10 protein-coding genes are annotated in these 19,577 nt (G+C 63.5%); 4 read left to right on the forward strand and 6 right to left on the reverse strand.

The genetic code is table 11. The features are described from left to right. Positions 1 to 51: 51 nt before the first annotated feature. The 6 genes from F8N49_RS05275 to F8N49_RS05300 form a co-directional block, all read right to left on the reverse strand. Entirely contained in the window at positions 52 to 11,772 is an 11,721-nt protein-coding gene (locus F8N49_RS05275) for a BapA/Bap/LapF family large adhesin (RefSeq protein WP_122750732.1), read from the reverse strand. 407 nt (positions 11,773 to 12,179) lie between these two features. Continuing rightward, positions 12,180 to 13,139, reverse strand: a complete 960-nt coding sequence (locus tag F8N49_RS05280) for an alpha/beta hydrolase (RefSeq protein ID WP_151550953.1) — start codon at positions 13,137 to 13,139, stop codon at positions 12,180 to 12,182. A gap of 61 nt (positions 13,140 to 13,200) precedes the next feature. Then, the gene (locus F8N49_RS05285) at positions 13,201 to 14,229 is read right to left on the reverse strand and encodes a transketolase family protein (RefSeq protein WP_071171997.1); all 1,029 of its coding nucleotides are present in this window, start codon (positions 14,227 to 14,229) and stop codon (positions 13,201 to 13,203) included. Next, positions 14,226 to 15,074 carry a transketolase gene (locus F8N49_RS05290; RefSeq protein ID WP_122750734.1) on the reverse strand — a complete coding sequence of 283 codons (849 nt, stop codon included), beginning with the start codon at positions 15,072 to 15,074 and terminating at the stop codon, positions 14,226 to 14,228. Before F8N49_RS05290 ends, F8N49_RS05285 begins: the two co-directional genes overlap by 4 nt. 17 nt (positions 15,075 to 15,091) lie before the next feature. Continuing rightward, complete coding sequence (locus F8N49_RS05295; RefSeq protein ID WP_073474915.1) at positions 15,092 to 16,390, reverse strand: MFS transporter; 1,299 nt, start codon at positions 16,388 to 16,390, stop codon at positions 15,092 to 15,094. A gap of 100 nt (positions 16,391 to 16,490) precedes the next feature. Continuing rightward, on the reverse strand, positions 16,491 to 17,240 hold the full coding sequence (locus F8N49_RS05300; RefSeq protein ID WP_024012667.1) for an SDR family NAD(P)-dependent oxidoreductase: 750 nt from the start codon (positions 17,238 to 17,240) through the stop codon (positions 16,491 to 16,493). Between the two features lie 194 nt (positions 17,241 to 17,434). Here F8N49_RS05300 and F8N49_RS05305 point away from each other — a divergent pair, with 194 nt between their 5' ends. The 4 genes from F8N49_RS05305 (at position 17,435) to F8N49_RS05320 (ending at position 19,482) form a co-directional block, all read left to right on the forward strand. Next, on the forward strand, positions 17,435 to 18,352 hold the full coding sequence (locus F8N49_RS05305) for a LysR substrate-binding domain-containing protein (RefSeq protein ID WP_024012668.1): 918 nt from the start codon (positions 17,435 to 17,437) through the stop codon (positions 18,350 to 18,352). Positions 18,353 to 18,435: 83 nt separating this feature from the next. Further along, positions 18,436 to 18,660 (forward strand): DUF2188 domain-containing protein, encoded by a 225-nt coding sequence (locus F8N49_RS05310; protein WP_039758787.1) that lies wholly within the window; start codon positions 18,436 to 18,438, stop codon positions 18,658 to 18,660. Positions 18,661 to 18,709: 49 nt separating this feature from the next. Next, complete coding sequence (locus tag F8N49_RS05315; protein WP_151550954.1) at positions 18,710 to 19,240, forward strand: hypothetical protein; 531 nt, start codon at positions 18,710 to 18,712, stop codon at positions 19,238 to 19,240. Next, positions 19,240 to 19,482 carry a hypothetical protein gene (locus F8N49_RS05320; RefSeq protein WP_071172000.1) on the forward strand — a complete coding sequence of 81 codons (243 nt, stop codon included), beginning with the start codon at positions 19,240 to 19,242 and terminating at the stop codon, positions 19,480 to 19,482. Before F8N49_RS05315 ends, F8N49_RS05320 begins: the two co-directional genes overlap by 1 nt. Positions 19,483 to 19,577 lie beyond the last annotated feature (95 nt).

Raw genomic sequence — 19,577 nt, forward strand, 5'->3', positions numbered from 1 at the left:
GACTCCACAGACTTCCCTTACTGTTGAGAGACCGACGTTTGATGTCTTGTTTCAAACCACTTGAATGCCGTTCTGTACCCACAAGTGGTGGCTCGGATCCTCCTGTGCCGTGTATTGAACATAGTCGATGCCGTCGGCCTGTTGCGTGCCATCGGCGACCCAGCCATCGGTCATGTGCACGCTGTCCTTTTCGTCACCCTTGATCAGCAGGGTGTTGTTGTCCGAAGAGGTAATCGCCAGCAGATCGCCGAGATTCAATGTCAGCGCAACCGCACTGGAATGGTTGAGGTCGAGGATTTCGACGTTGTGGATCTTGCTCTGCAGATCGCCGAGGTTGATCGACACATCGCCACCGGCCCAGAGCAGGGTGTCGGTGCCGCTGCCGCCGTCCACCGAGGTGAACTGCTGATCGGCGATGATCAGCGTGTCGTCGCCACCGCCACCTTGCAGGGTCACGGCGCCACCGTGCGAGCCGTCGAGGATGTCGTTGCCCTCGGTGCCCTGGATCAAGTCACTTCCAGTGGCATGGGCGAGACCGAGGTCATCACTGGCGAGGGCCGAGAAAGCGGTGCTGGCAAATGCGCCGGCCTTGTTCAGGTCGATGGTCAGCGTCGCGGTGTCTACCGTGCCGTTGGGGTGGGTGAGTTGGTAGGTGAAGGTGTCTTCCTGGCCGATCACCGCATCGGTCAGCCCGGCCTTGAGCGTGTAGGTGTAGTTGCCGTTGGCTTGGACCACCAGGGTGCCGTAGTTACCGACCAGCGAGACGCCGTTGTAACCCGGCGCAACGTAACTGCCGGCGACCAGCACGCTGAGCAAGGTGTAGACCGAGCCCAACACATCGGCGCCGCCGCCAGCGGTGTCGGTGAGCAGGTTGCCCGATACCGGTGTGTAGCTGCCGACCACGAACTGATTGTTGTAGGTCGCGACGTTGATCAGGCTGGTGTTGACGCTGGTCAGCAGGCCGAGGCCGCCCACTGCCACCCGCACCTGATAACTGCCGGCGGTCTGGTCGTCGAACTTGATCCCGTAGTTGCCGCCGCCGAGATTGACCAGGGCGTTGCCGCCGTAGCTCTTGACCAGCACGTACTGATTGGTGGCGGTGTTGAGCTTGTACAGGCCCACCGTCATCGAACCGAGCAGCGCCAGCAGGTTGCTCGAGTTGACCACCACGGTCAGGTCACTGACGGTATCGGCCGCGACCACGGTGTTGTAGTTACCGCTGCCGCCGCCCAGCAGCACATTGAAGGTGCCGAGGGCAGAGTTGGTGGTGACTTCGCGGTTGATCAGGGTGACGTCAGTCGAGGCGACGTCTGGCGTGGCATCCACCACCAGCGCCGGGCTGCCAAGGTTGGCATCGTTCCACACTTCGCTGGCTTGCGGGCTGTCGATGCGCACGTACAGATTGGCGGTGTCGCTCAAACCGTTCGGGTGCACCAGTTGGTAGTTGAACACGTCGACTTTGCCGACGCTGCCGACACTGCCGTTCGGTTTGTAGCTGTAGTTGCCGTTAGCGTCGATGGTCAGCGTGCCGTACAACCCTTGCACCGTGGTGCCGGCCCCAGCGCTGACCCAGGCGCCGTTCTTGAAGATCTGCAATTGCGCGCCGTTGTCCGGGCCGGTCTGATCGGCCGTGCCATCGACGCCGACGTTGGTGATGACGTTGCCGGTCACCGCTGGCCCGGCAATGCCGTTGAACTGGGTCAGGCTGCTGACATCCAGTTGCAGCTGGGTATTGACCGTGGTCAGCACGCCGATGCCTGTACTCGAAACCGTCAGTCGATAATCGCCTGACAGCAGGTTACCGATGTCGACCCGCACGCCCTGGCCGGCGAGCGCGATCAGGTCGAGCAGACCGCCGCTGCCGTTGACATCCAGAGTCACCCAGTTACCGCTGGCATCCTTGACTTGCAGGGTATAGACCACGCCATCGATCAGCGAAATCAGACTGCTGGTGGTCAGCGTCAGGGTCGGATCAAGACGCGTGCCGCCGGCGACGGTGAAGGTGAAGGTTTTCGAGAATCCGGCCAGCAGCGTGGTGAACGAGTCGTTGAAGGTCTGCGAGGCGGTGACCGGAGCCAGGGTGACGGTGCCAACGGTGAGGTTATCGCTGGCGATCACTGGCGCGTTGACGTCGACGTCCGGCGCAATGACGTTGGCGGCCACCGAAACGTTGCCGCGAGCGTCGCTGAGATTGACGGTGAGGTTTTCGCCGTTGATCTGCGCACTGCTCAGGGTGACGGTAAACACGCCGAGGTTGTTGACCGTAGCGGTGCCCAGGACGGTGCCGCTGGCCGACTTGATGGTCACGGTTGCGCCGGCTTCGCCGGTACCGGTGACGGTCAGGCCGTCGGCGCCGACCAGCAGCGCGGTGGCCGCCGCTGGAGGCGTCAGGTCTGGCGCCGTCGCGTTCGCCGCAGCCGATACGTTGCCGCTCGGATCGGCCTGGGTGACGCTGAGCACCTGGCTGTTGATCTGCGCCGATGCCAGTACTACCGAAAAGCTGCCGTTGGCGGCAACGGTCGCGGTGCCGAGCACCACACCGCCGACGCCGCGTACGCTGATGGTCGAACCGGGCACACCGACGCCAGTGAGCACGGTGCCGCTGCCATTGACGCTGACGCCGGTCGGCGCGCCGGGCGCGGTAATGTCCGGCGCTGTCAGGCTGGCGTTGGGCGACAGATTGCCGGCCGGGTCGACCAGACGCACGGTCAACAGCTGCCCGTCGAGTTGCGCGGTGTTCAGGTTGAAGCTGAACGTGCCGCCACTGCCCACGGTGGTAGTGCCAATCAGCGCGCCGCCCGGGCCGTAGACGTTGACCGTTGCACCGGCTTCGCCCGTACCGCTCAAAGTCAGACCGTTGGCAGCGAGCGTCAGACCGCTGGCTGCAATCGGCGCCTGCACGTCAGGGGCCGTCAGATTGAAGACCTGCGACAGATTGCCCGTCGGGTCGGCCTGTTGGACGTTGAGCTGTTGGCCGTTCAGTTGCGCGCTGGACAGTTGCACGGTGAAGGTGCCCCCAGCATTGACCACGGCGGTGCCGAGGACGGTACCGGCTGCGTTGGTCACGCTGACGGTCGCGCCGGCTTCACCCGTGCCGCTGACCGCCAGCCCGGTGCCGTTCAGGCTGACATTGCTCAGCGGCGCCGGCGCGGTGGTATCGGCGACGCTGAGATTGGTAACCGGCGAAACGTTGCCCGCCGCATCGCTTTGCGTGACGCTCAGTTGCTGGCCATTGAGTTGGGCGGAGGACAAGGTCACCGAGAACGAGCCATTGCCCGCCACCGTCGCCGTGCCCAGCACCGTGCCGCCGACACCGCGAACGGTAACGGTGGCGCCGGCTTCACCGAGCCCGCCGAGGACCAGACCGGCACCGCTAAGGACCAGCGCCGTCGGAGCGGCCGGGGGAGTGATATCGGGCGCCGTTACGTTAAGCCCGGATGAGGTGTTATTGGACGCATCGGTCTGTGTCGCATTGAGCACCTGACCGTTGACCTGCGGGGTATTGAGCTGCGCGCTGAAGGTGCCATTGGCGCCAACCGTCGCATTGCCCAACACCACGCCGCCAGCGCCGGTGATGGTCACCGACGCGCCGACTTCGCCGCGACCGGTGACCAGTGTGCCGCTGGCATTGACCGCCAGATCGCTGAGTGGCGCCGGCGCCGAGGTGTCGCCTGCGGTGATTTCAGTCGGCAGCGAGGCGCCACCCAACGCAGTGTTGGCGGTGACTTCGAGGCTTTGGCCGTTGGTTTGCGCAGGCGTCAGCACCACGCTGAACGTGCCATCCGGGCCAGTGACGCCGGTGCCGATCAGGCTGTTGTCCGGCGCGTAGACATTGATGGTGGTGCCGATCGCCGCCGTGCCGGTCAGCGTCACGCCGTCGGCTGTCAGCACAAGATTGTCCGGCGCAGCCGGGGCTGGCACTGCCGGAACAGTCAGGTCGGCGTCTGCGGACACGTTAGTCGCGACGTCTGTTTGATTCACTGTCAGCACCTGGCCGGCGGTGATGCCGGGGTCCAGATCGATCAGGAACGTGCCGTTGGCGGCCACTGTGCCGGTGCCGACGATATTGCCTAGCGCATCGGTTACTTCGACACTCGCGCCGGCTTCGCCACGACCGGCGAGCTGGCTCAGATCGCCGCTGATGGTCAGACCGGTGACGGCATCCGGAGCCGTGGTATCTGCCGCCGGGTAGAGCAGCTCTGGCGATGCGTTTTGCGCCTCGTCCGTCGCGATCACTGACAACAACTGACCATTGGCCTGAGCCGGATTCAGCGTGACTGTATAGGTGCCGTCGCCCAATGCCACCGCTGTGCCGAGCACGGTGCCGGTGGCGGACAGCACTGTCACGGTGCTGCCGGCTTCGGCGGTCCCGGCGAGCAAGGTGCCGGCGCCGGTCAGCGATGTCACCGTTGGTGCGATCGGTGCAGTGCTGTCCGGCGCGTCGACCAGAACGGGCTGGGACTCGTTGTTTTGTGCGTCGGCCTGTATGACCGAAAGCGCGCGGCCATCGAGTTGCGCAGCCGACAACGTGACGCTGAAACTGCCGTCTGTGGCCACCGTCGCCGTGCCGAGCACCACCGCGCCGTCAAGCACGGTGACGGTTGCGCCGGGCTCGCCAGTACCGGTGACGGTCAAGCCGTCCTGGCTGACGTTGAGATCGGCCACTTCCAGTGGATCAGTACTGTCGCCCGATTGCAAAGGTGCTGTGGGTGAAATGTTTGAAGCCGGATCAGTCTGATTGACGCTCAACAGTTCGCCGTTCACTTGCGGCGGGTTGAGGGTCACGCTGAACGAGCCATTGCCGGCCACGGTTGCCGAGCCCAACACAGTGCCAGTCGCGCTGAGTACACGCACCGTGGCGCCGGCTTCACCGGTACCGGTCAGTGTCAGGCCATCAGGCGTGAGAACGAGGTCGGTGGGCGCAGCGGGCAGGGTGATGTCCGGCGCAGTGACGGGCACGATCGGCGAAGGATTACCCGTGGCATCGCGCTGGATCACCGACAAGGCTTCACCGTTGAGCAGAGGCTGGTCGAGGGTGACGCTGAAACTGCCATCGGCCGCGACGGTGCCGGTGCCGACGATGGTGCCCACCGCGTTGGTGACGACTACCTGCGAGCCAGCCGCACCGGAGCCGGTGATGAGGCTGCCGCTGGCGTCGATCTCGACATCGGTCAGTGCGGCAGGAGGCGTGCTGTCAGGCGCCGTCAGGGTGCCGGCAGGCGAGGCATTGCCGGCTGCATCCGCCAACACCACGAACAGCGCTTGGCCATTGGTCTGCACCGGGGTCACGGTGATCTGGAAACGACCATCGCTACCCACGGTGCCGGTGCCCAGTTCGGTGCCATCGGCCGACGTCACACGGACAGTGGCGCCGACTTCGCCGGTACCGGTGAGAAGACCGCCATCGGCATTCAGTTGCAGATCGGCCGGCGTCGCTGGCGGGGTCAGATCCGGGGCGGTGACCGTCACCGGGGCGCTGACGTTGCCGGGTGGATCAGCCTGCTGCACGCTGAGGATCTGTTCGTTGATCTGCGGCGGATTGAGGGTGACGCTGAAGGTGCCGTCGCCGAGTACCACGCTGGTGCCGAGCAAGGTGCCATTGGCATCGCGCACGGTCACGGTCGCGCCGGGTTCGCCAGTACCGATGACCAGCGCGCCGGACGAGTTGATGTCGACGTTGTCCAGTGGATCAGGCGGGGTGAAGTCCGGTGTGGTCAGGTTCACTGCCGGCGAGTCGTTGCCCGCTGCGTCGGCCTGGACCACGGTGATCACTTCGGCGTTGGTCAACGCCGGGTTCAGTGGCAGGGTGAAGGTACCGGTCGCGCTGACCACGGCGGTGCCAAGCACGTCGCCGTCGCTGTCGATGACGCGCACCTGCGCGCCGGGTTCGCCGCGCCCGGTCAGGCTTGCGCCGTCGCCGCCGATGCTCAGTTGCGAAACGGCCGCTGGCGGTGTGCTGTCGACCGAAGTGAACGGCGTGGCTGCCGAGGTGTTGCCCGCCGCATCCGTCAGCGACACGGTCAGCGCCTGGCCATTGGCTTGCGGCGTGGTCAGGGTAATCGCAAACGTGCCGTCGATGCTCACGGTGCCGGTGCCGACCAGCGCTCCGGCGGCGTTGTACACGTTGACCGTGGTGCCGGCCTCACCGGTACCCGATAGCAGGGTGCCGTCAGCACTTGCCACCAGCGCCGCCGGCGCATTGGGCGCGAGCAGGTCCGGGGCGATCAGGTTGACGCTGTTGGATTCGTTGCCGGCGGTGTCGGCCTGGCTCAGGCTCAAAGTCTGGCCAGAGGTCTGTGCCGGGCTGAGGGTGACGCTGAAGGTGCCGTTGGCCGCCACCACCGCGCTGCCGAGAACCGTTCCGCCGGTGCCGAGCACGGTCACGGTGGCGCCGGCTTCACCGCGCCCGGTCAGGGCCGTGCCGTTCGGTGCCAGACTCAGTTCGCTGAGCGGCGTTGGCGCGGCGATATCGGCAGCGGTGTAGTCGGTCGGTGACGAATTGATACCGGTGCTCGAGGTTGCCACGGCAGACAGCTGTTCGCCGTTGAGTTGCGCGGCGTTGAGGGTGACGCTGAAAGTGCCATTGGCCGCCACCAGCGCGCTGCCGAGCAACACGCCCGAGGCATTGCGAATGCTCACGGTGCTGCCGGCGGTGGCCGAGCCGGTCAAGGTCAGACCGTCGACGCTGAGGGCCAGGTTGGTCGGTGCACTTTCCGCCAGATTGCCCGGCGCGGTCACCGGCGCCGCCGGTCCGGTGTTGCCGGCTGCATCGATCTGCACCACGGAAAGATTCGATCCAGCCACCGCCGCCGGGGACAACGTGACGCTGAAATTGCCATTGCTGGCAACGGTCGCAGTACCCAGCAAAACACCTCCGGCATCGCGAACTTCCACGCTGGCGCCGACCTCACCAATGCCGGTCAGGGTGGCACCACTGGCGCTCACCGCCAGATCGCTCGCCAACAACGGCGCCGTGCTATCGACCGCATTGACGATTGCCGGGGCTGACGGATTGCCTGCCGCATCGGTGGCCGTCACGTTCAGCGACTGGCCGTTGGTCTGCGGGCTGTTGAGAGTGAGTTGGAAGGTGCCGTTCGCGGCCGCCGTGGTGGTGCCGAGGAGGTTGCCCTGGCTGTCACGCACGGTCACCGTGGTGCCGGCCTCGGCGTTACCCGACAGTTGCACGCCGGCAGCGTTGAGGGTCAATGCGCTCGGAATCGCCGGCGCAGTCAAATCCACGGCGGTGACTTCAACCGCCGTCGACACATTGCCCGGCGGATCCTCCTGAGTAACGGTCAGCACCTCAGCATTCAGTTGTGCTGCGTTCAGCGTGACAGTGAACGCGCCGCCACTGCCGACCTGTGCGGTGCCGAGCAGGGTGCCATCGGCGCTGCGCACAGACACCGTGGCGCCCGGCTCGCCGTGGCCGGTGACGGTGACACCGTCAGCATTCACCGCAACCTGGGTCAGTGCCGCCGGCGGGCTGATGTCGGGCGCATTGACGCTGGTCGACGGCGAGACATTGCCAGCAGGGTCGGTCTGGTTGATCGCCAACGCCTCGCCGTTGGTCGGCGCTGGCGCCAGGGTCACGCTGAACGAACCGTCCGCGCCAACCACGGCACTGCCGAGCAAGGTGCCGTTGGCGGTGGTGACATTGACGGTTGCGCCAGCCTCACCCGTGCCGCTGAGGGTGCTGCCATCGGCGCTGATCAGCGGATTCTGCACGGCGGCCGGCGGGGTGCCGTCGACGGTGACCACGCCAGTGGAAATCGAGGCGTTGCCGTTGGCGTCGGTCAGAGTGACCTGCAGGGTTTCGCCGGTGTTCTGCGCGTTGGGCAGGGTGACCTGGAAGTTGCCGCTCTGATCGACCACGCCGGTGGCCAGAACATTGCCGGCGGCATCGCGCACGGTCACGGTGCTGCCGGCTTCGCCCTGGCCTTTGACCACGGTGCCGACGTCATTGATCGTAACGCCAGTCGCGGCAGCTGGCGGTTGCAGATCGGTAGCGATGATGCCGGCGGGTTGCGACAGGTTGCCGGCGGCATCGCTCTGGATCGCGGTAAGCGCCTGGCCATTAAGTTGTGCCGGCGTCAGCGTCAGGCTGAACGTGCCGTTGCTGGCCACCAGCGCAGTACCGAGCACGATACCTGTGGCGTCGGTGACAGTGACCGTCGCCCCGGCCTCTCCGCGTCCAGTGAGTGTCGTGCCGTTGGTATTCAGCGCCAGATTGGTCACCGCGTCCGGCGCCGTGCCATCGACCGCCGTCACCGTGCCCGGAATCGACACGTCACCGTCGGGACTGGTGGCCGTCACCTGGAGGACTTGCGCGTTGATCTGTTTGCTGCTGAGCAACAGGGTGAAGCGGCCGAAGCTGTTGATCAGCCCGGAGCCGAGCACAGCGCCGCTGCTGCTGTTCACCGTCACGGTGCAACCGGGCGTACCGGCGCCAGTCAGGGTGAAACCATCGGCACTCAAGGCCAGATCGGTCGGGGTCGCGACCTGGCTACCGTCCAGTCCTGCCAGCGGCACGACGGGCGAATCATTGCCGCCGCCATCCGTGCTGATGACTTCCAGATTGCCGCCAGGCTCGGCCGGTGGGCTGAGGGTCACGACAAAGCGGCCATCCGCATCGGCCGTCGCGGTGCCCAGCACAGCGCCACCGCCGGCAATGCTGACGGTGACCGTGGTGCCCGGTTCGGCAAGTCCCGACACTTGCGTGCCGGCGGGGTTGAGCGCGAGATCGCTGACCGGCGCCGGCGGCGTGCTGTCCGGCGCGGCAACGCTGCCGGGAAGCGAATCATTGGCGCCGTCCGACACCACGACTTGCAAGGCTTCGCCATTGGTCTGCGCCGTATCGAGGTCGACCGTGAAGGCGCCCGTGCCGTCAGCGGTTGCGGTGCCGATGACGTTGCCGCCGGCATCCAGCACCTGCACCGTGTTATTGGGCTGCGTGGTGCCGGTCACCGTGGCCCCTGAAGGATCGACGACCAGCCCGGTCGGTGCAGGCGGGGCGGTGATGTCCGGTGCGGTGACCGGCGTGGCTGGCGAGGGCAGGGCGCTCGCATCGGTCTGGATCACGTTCAGCACCTGACCGTCGAGCTGAGCCGGGCTCAGGTTGACGCTGAAACTGCCGTCGCCGGCGACCACCGTAGAGCCGAGCACCGTGCCGTCGGGCGCGCTGACGGTTACGGTGCTGCCCGCTTGCCCAGTGCCGGTCAAGGTCACGCCGTTACTGGCGAGAACGACATTGTCCGGCGCCAGCGGCGCGGTGGTGTCCGTCGCCGTCAATGGTGTGCTGGGGGAAACGTTCACGCCATCCGATTGGCTGACTTGCAGTTGCTGGCCTTCGATCTGCGGGCTGTTCAGCGGCACTGTAAAGGCGCCGCTGCCGTCGACGATCGCGGTGCCCAACACATTGCCGGCCGAATCCTTGACTGACACCGTGGCACCGGGTTCGCCGGTGCCACTCAGTTCAGTGCCACCTGCATTCAGCGTCAGATCCGAAGGAGCCGTTGGGGCCTGGATATCCGGCGCTTCAACTGGAACTGCCGGCGAGCCCGACGGCGAGCCATCGGTCTGCACGACGCTGAGGTTCTGGCCATTGGTTTGTGGTGAGGACAAGGTGACTTCGAAACGGCCGTTGCTGCCGACGATAGCTGTTCCCAGCACGGTCCCGTTGGTGTCAGTGACAGTAACGGTGGCGCCGATCTGACCCGCGCCTGAGACTACGGCGCCATTGGCGGAAATGCTCACATCGGTCACGGCTACCGGTGTGGTCAGATCGGGTGCGATCACGTTGACCGGCGCCGATGGATTGCCATCTGCGTCGGTCTGGATCACTTGCAGCTGTTGCGCATCGGTCTGTGGTGTGGAAAGTGGAACGGTAAAATTGCCATCGGCACCCACCGTGCCGGTGCCGATGATATTGCCGGCCGGATCGCGCACGGTGACTGACGCACCCAACTCACCCTTACCGGTGAGCGTCTGCCCCTGAGCGTCGAGCGCAAGATCGGAGACGGCCGTCGGCCCTTGGGTGTCAGGCGTCACGTAGTTCAGTGGTGCGGAAGTGTTGCCAGCGGCGTCGCTGGCACTGATCTGCAGTGTTTCGCCATTGTTCTGCGGACTGCTCAGTTGCAGGCTGAACGTGCCGTCCGCGGCCACCACGGCCGAACCGAGCACATTGCCGTTGGCGTCGCGCACCGTCACGGTCGAACCGACCTGGCCGCGTCCACTCAACTGCGTGCCATCGATGCTGACCGCGATGTCGCTCGGTTGAGTCAGGCCATCGAGATCGATAGCGATAACGGTCGCTGCTGGCGAAGGGTTGCCGGCGGCGTCGGTGACCAGCACGCTCAGCGCCTCACCATCGATTTGCGCGGCATTGAGTTGCACAGTGAACGAGCCATCGGCGGCGACCAGAGCTGTCCCCAGCAGCGTGCCTTGCGCATTGGTGACGCTGACTGTGCTGCCGGGTTCGCCACGGCCGGTGACCGAGAGGCCATCGCTGCTCACCGCCAGATCCGTTGCAGCGGCGGGGCCGGTGATGTCCGGTGCATTGAAGGTCACGGTCGGCGATTGCGCACCGGCGCTGTTGACTGCCACGACACTGAAGGTTTCACCGTTGGCCTGCGCGCGAACCAGCGTCAGCAGGAAAGTACCGTCAGCGGCCACCGCCGCGCGCCCGAGCAATTCGCCGTTGGCGGCACGGACTTCGATCGTGGTGCCGGCCCGGGCGGTGCCGGTCAGTTGGCTGCCGTCGCTGCTCAAACCAAGATTGCCTGGCGTCGTCGGTTCGACGATCTCCGGCGCGCTGACCGTTGCGCCGGTCGAGGTGTTGCCTGCGGCATCGGTGGCATTCACTGTCAGCGGCTGACCGCCGGTTTGCGCGGGGCTGAGGGCGACGCTGAAGGTGCCATCGGCTGCAACCACGGCGCTGCCGAGCAGGCTGCCATCGGCGGCGCGCACCTGGATGGTCGAGCCGACTTCACCGGTGCCGCCGAGTTGCGTGCCATCGGCGCTCACGCTGAGATTGCCTGGCGCGGTGGGCGCGGTGGTATCCGGCGCAGTGACCGTACCCGGTGTCGAAACGTTGCCCGCAGGGTCGGTGAGCGTGACGTCGAGCGGCTGGCCATTGTTCTGTGGCGTACCCAGGTCGACCTGGAAACTGCCATCGGCGCCAACGGTACCGGAACCCAAAAGGTTGCCGGCTGCATCGCGTACCTGAACGACACTGCCAGCTTCGCCAAAACCACTCAGCACCCGGCCATCGGCCGACAAGGTTAATCCGGTCGCGGGCGCGGGAGGCGTCGCGTCTGCACCGCCACCACCACCTCCGCCGCCCCCACTTCCGCCGGCAGCGGCTGCCGCACCACCCGCGCCCAACAGGCCAAGCCCGGCAATCGCCCAGGCCGGCGTCGCACCATCCACCACTCCGACGCCAGCGATCAGCTCGTCCAGCGAATTGATTTCGTCAAAGGTAAAGCCATTGAACGGCTCGGCGCTGTAGCGCGCCTGCCACAGCGTCGCGTCGTCACCCTGAAAGACAATGTCATTGGGCACGCCGTCAGGGCTGGTGACAAAGAAATTGGAGATTTTGATTTGCTCGCCAGACTTCAGATTGACGATCAAGTCCTGACCGCTGCGACTGGTCGACGCCAATTGATCGGGCCTAACCGGCATTTGTACAACTGAAGGCTGACTGAGCTGAACATTGCCCCAGTTCTGGGCAGTGAGCTGAGAATTGGCTTTGTCGGCAATGACGATGTTGTCCATTACTACTCCCTGTAAATGGGTGGGGCGGACGTCCACGGATGGTTTTAAAACCATAGATAGGGAGTGTCGGATGGGGCTGCCTGATTTTTGACGAGCGTATGGATGGGCCATTTGCCCACGTTTATCTATTTGAAAATCTGCTCTATTCAGGTCGTTACCGTTTGTCGGGACGTTGGATCCAAGCGGTTTTTGGGTGCAACAAAATGTGTCGTTTTCGACATTATCCAAAGGGGTGCTGGAAAAGGTCCGGGCGGAATCGCCGAGGGTGATGGCTAAGCGATATTGAAATTCTCAAAGCGCAGGCTGCCCTCCGCAGTTGCCTGTCTGCGAAGGTATTAATCAAAAAGCGTAGAAGGGGAGGAAGGCTTTGTATAAGAAATCCCGTTGTACCGTTTCAGCTGTTCTTTCTATCCCTCAGCAGTTAATGCGCTAGCTATCGATCGCCGAAGTGATCGGACGATATCCTGCGCAGACTGATCGCTAACGCTGCCGGGGCACTGATCGAACATATGTGGCGCCCCAGGGTAGACATGCAGTTCGACGGCAACCCCGGCGCGGGACAGGCGCAGGGCAAATGCAACGTCCTCTTCCAGAAACAGATCCAGCGCGCCGACGGCCAGAAACGTCGGTGGCAAGTCACGCAGATCGTCTTGCAGGGCCGGCGAAAACCAGCCGATTTGCAGATCATCCAGCGCTTGGTCAGCGCGCAGGCACTCCCAACAGAACTGGTTGGCTTGCGCTGGCCAGCCAATCACGCCGGTCGTGCTGTTCTGCTGAGGCGAGGCTGCGCTGCCCGAACGGTGATCGAGCATCGGATAAACCAGCACCTGACTGGCGATGGGATATTCGCCGCGATCCCGCGCCACAATTGCCAGCGCTGCTGCCAGCCCGGCGCCGGCACTGTGGCCCATGACGATTACTTTGTCGGCGTCGATGTTGAGCGTTTGCCGGTGGGCGAAAACCCAGCCAAGGGCGGTGTAGCAATCTTCCAGGGGAATAGGAAAGGGGTGCTCTGGCGCGAGACGGTAATCGACGGCGACGATGATCGCTTGAAGTTCTTCGGCGAGCTCAGCCAGATAGTCATCGGCCATTTCGGGGCAACCGAGGACGAAACCTCCACCGTGGATGTACAGGATCACCGCAAAATTACCGTCCGCTGCTGCGGCGGCGGGCCGGTAAAGACACAGGCGCAAATCCTCACCGTCGTGGGACTTTATCCATAGGCTTTCACCGCGCGCTTGTTCTCGGGATTTGAATGTCGCGTGAACACGCTCCCTGATCGCGGGCAGCGATGACAACGTCCAGGCTTCTGCGCCGGGGGTTAAAAAGCTTTTGAAGTCGGGATCCAGCAGTTCATGTGCTTTCACGTTCTGCCTCCTGGTTGCGAATGAACGAGCGCCTCGGATGGAGGCGCCGCTCACGGTGGAGTTACAGCCAGGCTTTGATCTGCGCGCAAACGGCCGGCGTCGAAATGCCGTAGCGATCATGCAGCGTCGGCAGGGCGCCGGCGTCAAGGAACGCGTCGGGCAACGCGATCTGTCTGAAGGTGGGCGTCACGCCATTGCGCAACAACAACCCGGCAACCGCCTCACCCAAACCGCCGATGATCGAGCTGTTCTCGGCTGTGACCACCAGACGCCCGGATTTACGCGCTTCGGCGAGAATGGTTTGCTCATCCAGCGGCTTGATGGTCGGCACGTGCAGCACAGCCACATCAATGCCGTCGGCCTGCAATTGCTTGGCCGCTTCCAGTGAGCGCATGGTCATCAGCCCGGTGGAGATGATCAGCACGTCGTTGCCCGTGCGCAGGGTCTTGGCCTTGCCGATCTCGAATTTATAACCGTACTCGTCCAGCACCAACGGCACATTGCCGCGCAGCAAACGCATGTAGACCGGGCCTTGGTGAGCGGCGATGGCCGGCACGGCCTGTTCGATTTCCAGTGCATCGCACGGGTCGACAATCATCAGATTGGGCATGGCGCGAAAAATAGCCAGATCATCGGTGGCCTGGTGGCTCGGCCCGTAACCCGTGGTGAGGCCGGGCAAACCGCAGACGATTTTGACGTTAAGGTTTTCCTCGGCGATGGCCATGCAGATGAAGTCGTAAGCGCGGCGCGATGCGAACACCGCGTAGGTGGTGGCGAAGGGCACGAAACCCTCACGCGCCATGCCCGCCGCAGCGCTCATCAGCAACTGTTCGGCCATGCCCATTTGATAGAAACGCTCCGGATGCGCCTTGGCGAAAATGTGCAGGTCGGTGTACTTGGACAGGTCCGCAGAGAGACCGACGATGTCCGCGCGCTGGTCTGCCAGCGCTGCGAGCGCATGGCCGAACGGTGCCGAGCGAGTCGCCTGGCCCTCGGAAGCAATCGAGGCAATCATCGCCGAGGTGGTCAGGCGCTTTTTCACCGGCGCGCCAGTAGCAGTCGAAGGCGCAGTATTGGCGGCGTTGCTCATTGGTCTTTTCCTTCTTCAAGGTTGCTCAGTGCCAGGTCCCATTCGTGCTCTTCGACGCGAATGAAGTGGGTCTTTTCCCGGTTCTCCAGAAACGGCACGCCTTTGCCCATTTTCGTGTCGCAGATGATCACGCGCGGTTGCCCGCCGGGGTGATTGCGCGCGGCATCGAATGCAGCGACCAGGGCGTCGAGGTCATTGCCGTCGACGCGCTGGGTGAACCAGCCAAAGGCTTGCCAGCGATCGACGATGGGTTCGAACGAGAGAATCTCGCTGGAATGGCCGTCGGCCTGTTGGTTGTTGACGTCGACGATGGCGATCAGGTTGTCGAGCTTCCAGTGCGAAGCCGACATCACCGCTTCCCAGGTCGAGCCTTCATTGAGTTCGCCATCGGACAGCAGGTTGTAGACGAACGAGGCCGAGCCTTTGCGCTTGAGGCCCAGGCAGGCACCGACCGCGATGCCCAGGCCCTGACCCAGCGAGCCGCCGGTGATTTCCATCCCCGGGGTGTACGCGGCCATGCCCGACATCGGCAGGCGGCTGTCATCCGAACCGTAGGTTTCCAGCTCGTCGAGCGGAATGATCTCGGCTTCGATCAGCGCTGCGTACAGCGCGATGGCGTAGTGGCCGATGGAGAGATAGAAGCGATCGCGCTGCTCCCATTCGGGATCTGTCGGGCGATGGTTCATTGCATGAAAGTAAGACACCGCCAGCAGGTCAGCCGCGCCGAGCGCCTGGCCCACATAGCCCTGGCCCTGAACCTGGCCCATGCGCAGTGCATGGCGGCGAATGTTGTGCGCGCGCTGGGTCAGGCTCAGCGATGCAGCGTGTGCAAGATTAGTCGTCATGATGAAACTCCGTTGACTCAACGATTGACCAAAGCGGCAGGAATACGCAGAACCAGGCTCGCGCCGAGGAACAGCACGCCGGTAATCAGGTACATGCCGATGGCGCTGGAACCGGTCAGGGTGGTGATCCAGCCGATCAGATAGGGCGAGCAAAACCCGGCGAGGTTGGCGAAGCTGTTGACCGCCGCGATGCCGGCGGCCGCAGATACCCCGCCAAGCAGCGTGGTGGGCAGCATCCAGAACAACGAGGTGGCGGAGAGAATGCCGGAGGCGGCCAGGCACAGGCTGAGGATCGACAAGGTCGGATTGCCGCCCATCAGCGCTGCCAGGCTCAAGCCGATCGCACCGGCGATCATCGGCACGATCAGGTGCCAGCGGCGCTCGCGGTGTTTGTCGCCACTGCGGCCGACCAGGAGCATGGCGGCGATGGCGCACAGATAGGGCAGGCTGGTCAGGAAACCGATGTGCAGCGGGTCGGAAACCCCTGCGTTACGCACCAGTGTCGGCAGCCAGAAGGTGATCGCATATTGGCCCATGACCACACAGAAGTAGATCGCCGCCAGCAGCCACAAGCGCCGGTCGCGGATGAACTCGCCGATCGAGGCGTGGGTGACCTTTTGCTGGTCGTCTTCGGCCAGTTCGCGAGTGATCAGCGCTTTTTCCTCGTCATTGAGCCAGGTCGCCTGATGCACGCCGTCCTTCAGATAACTCAGCACCAGCAGGCCGACGACCACGGTGGGCACCGCCTCGAGAACGAACATCCACTGCCAGCCGGCCCAGCCGTGCACGCCGGCAAAGTGGTTCATGATCCAACCGGACAGCGGGCCACCGACCATGCCTGACAGCGGAATGGCGATAAACCACAACACGGTCATGCGCGCCCGCCGATAGGACGGAAACCAGTAGGTCAGGTAGAGCAGCAGGCCCGGCGCCAGACCGGCTTCGGCGATCCCCAGCAGAAAGCGCAGGGCATAGAACTGCCAGGCGGTTTCGACGAAGGCGAACAGCGCCGAGACGATGCCCCAGGTGATCATGATCCGCGCAATCCACACTCGCGCGCCGACCTTGTGCAGGATGATGTTGCTAGGCACTTCGCAAAGGAAATAGCCGATGAAAAACACCCCCGCGCCCAGTCCGTAGACCGTTTCGCTGAGAGCCAGATCGTTCATCATTTGCAGTTTGGCGAAACCGACGTTGACCCGGTCCAGATAGGCGCACAGGTAGCACAGCATCAGGAACGGCATCAGCCGCCATGCCGTTTTGCGATAGGCAGAAGAACGCACGGTCGAAACCGCTTCGAGCGACAGGGTAGTCATGATGGTCTGATCTCTTGTTTTTATTGACCGCCAGGCCATCAGGCCCGGCTGCATCATCGATCCAGAACCGCACGGGCCACGCAGGCCCGCCCAGAGTTACTCAGTGAATCAGCATGCCGCCGTTCACATCGAGGGTGATGCCGGTCAGATAAGCGGACAGGTCGCTGGCCAGAAACAGCGCGGCGTTGGCGACGTCCTGCGCTTGACCCAGGCGCCCGAGCGGAATGCCTTCGATGATGGCGTGGCGGCGCTCGTCCTGCATCAGGCCGCCGGTGATGTCGGTGTGAATCAGGCCCGGGGCGATGGAGTTGACGCGGATGTTGTCCGGCCCCAATTCCCGCGCCATGGCCTTGCCCAGCCCCAGCACACCGGCCTTGGCCGCGCTGTAATGCGGGCCACCGAAGATGCCGCCGCCGCGCTGGGCAGACACCGACGACATGCAGACGATGCTGCCGGAAGACTGTTGGCGCATCAGCGGAATCACCGCCTGGGACATGAGCAAAGTGCCGCGCAGGCTGACGTCCAGCACCTTGTCGTAGTCCGATGGGCGAATATCCAGAGTCTTCAGTGGCTGGGTGATGCCGGCGTTGTTGACGAGAATATCGATGCGCCCGAAGTGCTCAATGATGGCGGCGACGGCTTGCTGAACCTGCGCTTCGTCGGCCACGTTGGCCGCCAGGCCCAGATGACCTTCGCCCAGTGCTGCGGCGGCGTCACGTGCTGCGGATGCATCCAGATCGAGGATGACCACGCGAGCGCCGTGTTGCGCAAATGTGCTGGCGGTAGCGCGGCCAATGCCACGGGCAGATGCGGCACCGGTAATGATTGCGACTTTGCCTTGAAGAAGCATGGAGGATTCCCTCGAATTTTTTTTATTGGGTCGGTGTGTAAGTAACCGATGACTCAGCTTGTCCTCCGGGGCGAGCGTGAGCAATAACGCGGAAGTCACTCAATGCTGAAAAAAATTCAGCACTCGTCAGGCCGTTTCGCAAATGCTTGAATGAAACCAGTCCGTACATCACAAGAAATCACCACGGAGTCCCCATGCGCTCTGACACTGAGGCATCGATCATCCTGCCACCGCTGAAAGCAATTCAGGCCTTCGAACAAACCGCGCGCTTCGGCAACGTCGCCAGGGCAGCAGAAGTGCTGGACCTGACACCCTCGGCAGTCAGCCATCAACTGGCGAAACTGGAAGGGATGATCGGCCGGCAATTATTCGTTCGCGCTGCTCGGGGCGTCTCGCTGACGCCGGTCGGCGAGCAGTACCTCAAGGAAGTCTCCGGGATTCTGCACAGCCTCGCCGTTGCCACCGAGCGTGCGGCCAGCGATGTCAGCCTCGATTGCCTGCGCTTGCACTCATCGCCAAGCTTCGGCCTGCTCTGGCTGATGCCGCGCCTGGAAGCGTTTCGCGCCAGTCATCCGGACATTCAGATCAACCTGTCGTGCTCCTATGAATCGCTGCACTTCAGTCGCGACAAGATCGACGTCGATATCCGCCACGGTCTGCCGAACTGGCCAAGCTATGAGGTGCGCACGGTCAGGAATGAGACGTTCGCGGTGCTGACCTCACCGAAACTGCTCGCGCAACGCCCGGTGCGCGGCGCGGCGGATCTGCTGGAGTGCGATCTGATTCTGTCGGAAGCCACCCTGCTCAAATGGCCGCAATGGTTTGCCCAGCATGGCCTGGCGCGTCCGGAGCGGCCTTACGCATTGAGCTTCGATCGTTCATACATGTCGCTGGAAGCCGCGAGTCACGGCTTGGGTTTCGCTCTGGAAAGCACATTGCTGGCGCAGAAGTATCTGGCCGCGGGCACGCTGGTTGAAGTCGCGCCTGAATCACTGAGTGCTGCGGTGGCGGCGCACCATCTGGTATTCCCCAAAGCGCATTCCAGCTTCCCACGGGTCAGGCGTTTTCTGGCGTGGATGGAGAGCGAATTGGGGCACGAGTTCGCGTATTGAGTCGGGATCAATTCTTTCAAACTCTCTGAACCGCTCAAGGTCAATCCTTTAACGGTCACGTCATTCACATCAGAGGTGAAGGAATGGATAACTACCACATCAGTAAAAACCAGCAGCGCTGGGAACTGGTCAAAGAGGGCGCGCAGCGTGCGTCGAAAACGGCTGCAACCAAAGCCGAGATCACCCAAATCGCCAGCGACTACCTCCAAGACAAAACCGCCTCGCTGAAAATCCATAAAGAAGACGGGACGATCCAGGAAGAACGCACCTTTCCCCGCGCAGCCGACCCGCGAAAAACCAAAGGCTGAGCAGGCTGTTCTTTTCTGTGTTCATCGTTTCTTCAGAAGGGTCTGATTTATGGTCATTGCATGTCTGGGATGGGGCTCACTGATCTGGAAACCGGACGGCTTGCCGCTGGCCAGCGAGTGGTTTGCCGACGGGCCGCAGGTACCGATCGACTTCGTTCGCGTCAGTGACACTGGCGAGTTGACTACAGCCATAAGCGCGAACGCGCCGCCGTGCAAAGTGCTGTGGTCGGTCCTGGACGTGACTGATCTCGATCAGGCCCGCGAACACCTGCGTATTCGAGAAGGCGTGCCGGAGGGCAGGGAGGATGGCATCGGCAGCTTCACCCTCGGTCCCTCGGCGATGGGCGTGCTTGCTGAATGGGCAATTCCTCGGCAACTCGATGCGGTGATCTGGACTGCGCTGCCGGGCAGATTCAAGAACATCGAAGGTTTGGTGCCGAATGTCGACGACGCAGTTTCTTATCTGGCCGGGTTGAGCGGCGCGGCGCACGAACAAGCGCGCGACTATATCGAACAGGTGCCGGCGCAGATCGACACGCCGTATCGCCGTGAAATCATTGCCAGGCTCGGGTGGAAATAATGAGCACCCGCAGCCAGGCGCAGATTGCCGTGATCTTCGATCAGCTGTTGGCACTGCGAGAAAGTGTCGACATTCTCCAGCACGTGGAGAGCGCTAGCGTCGAGTCGCTGCGTGGCCATCAGACCGTGGACGCCCCCGAGTCGCTGGATCTGGTGTTTCAAAAGCTGCAAGAAGACATCGCCAGCATGGAGGAAACGTTGGCGACGATTGCCGAGGCGACCGGGGACGTGTCGAAGTTGTGAGGGGGTCGCGGGGGTGGCATGCAGAGATGATGTGGCTGGTCTGGCGCCTTCGCGAGCAGGCTCGCTCCCACATTGGACTTGTGAATCGATTGCTT

The organism is Pseudomonas sp. GXM4 (assembly GCF_008923895.1).
GTDB classification, from domain to species: domain Bacteria; phylum Pseudomonadota; class Gammaproteobacteria; order Pseudomonadales; family Pseudomonadaceae; genus Aquipseudomonas; species Aquipseudomonas atacamensis.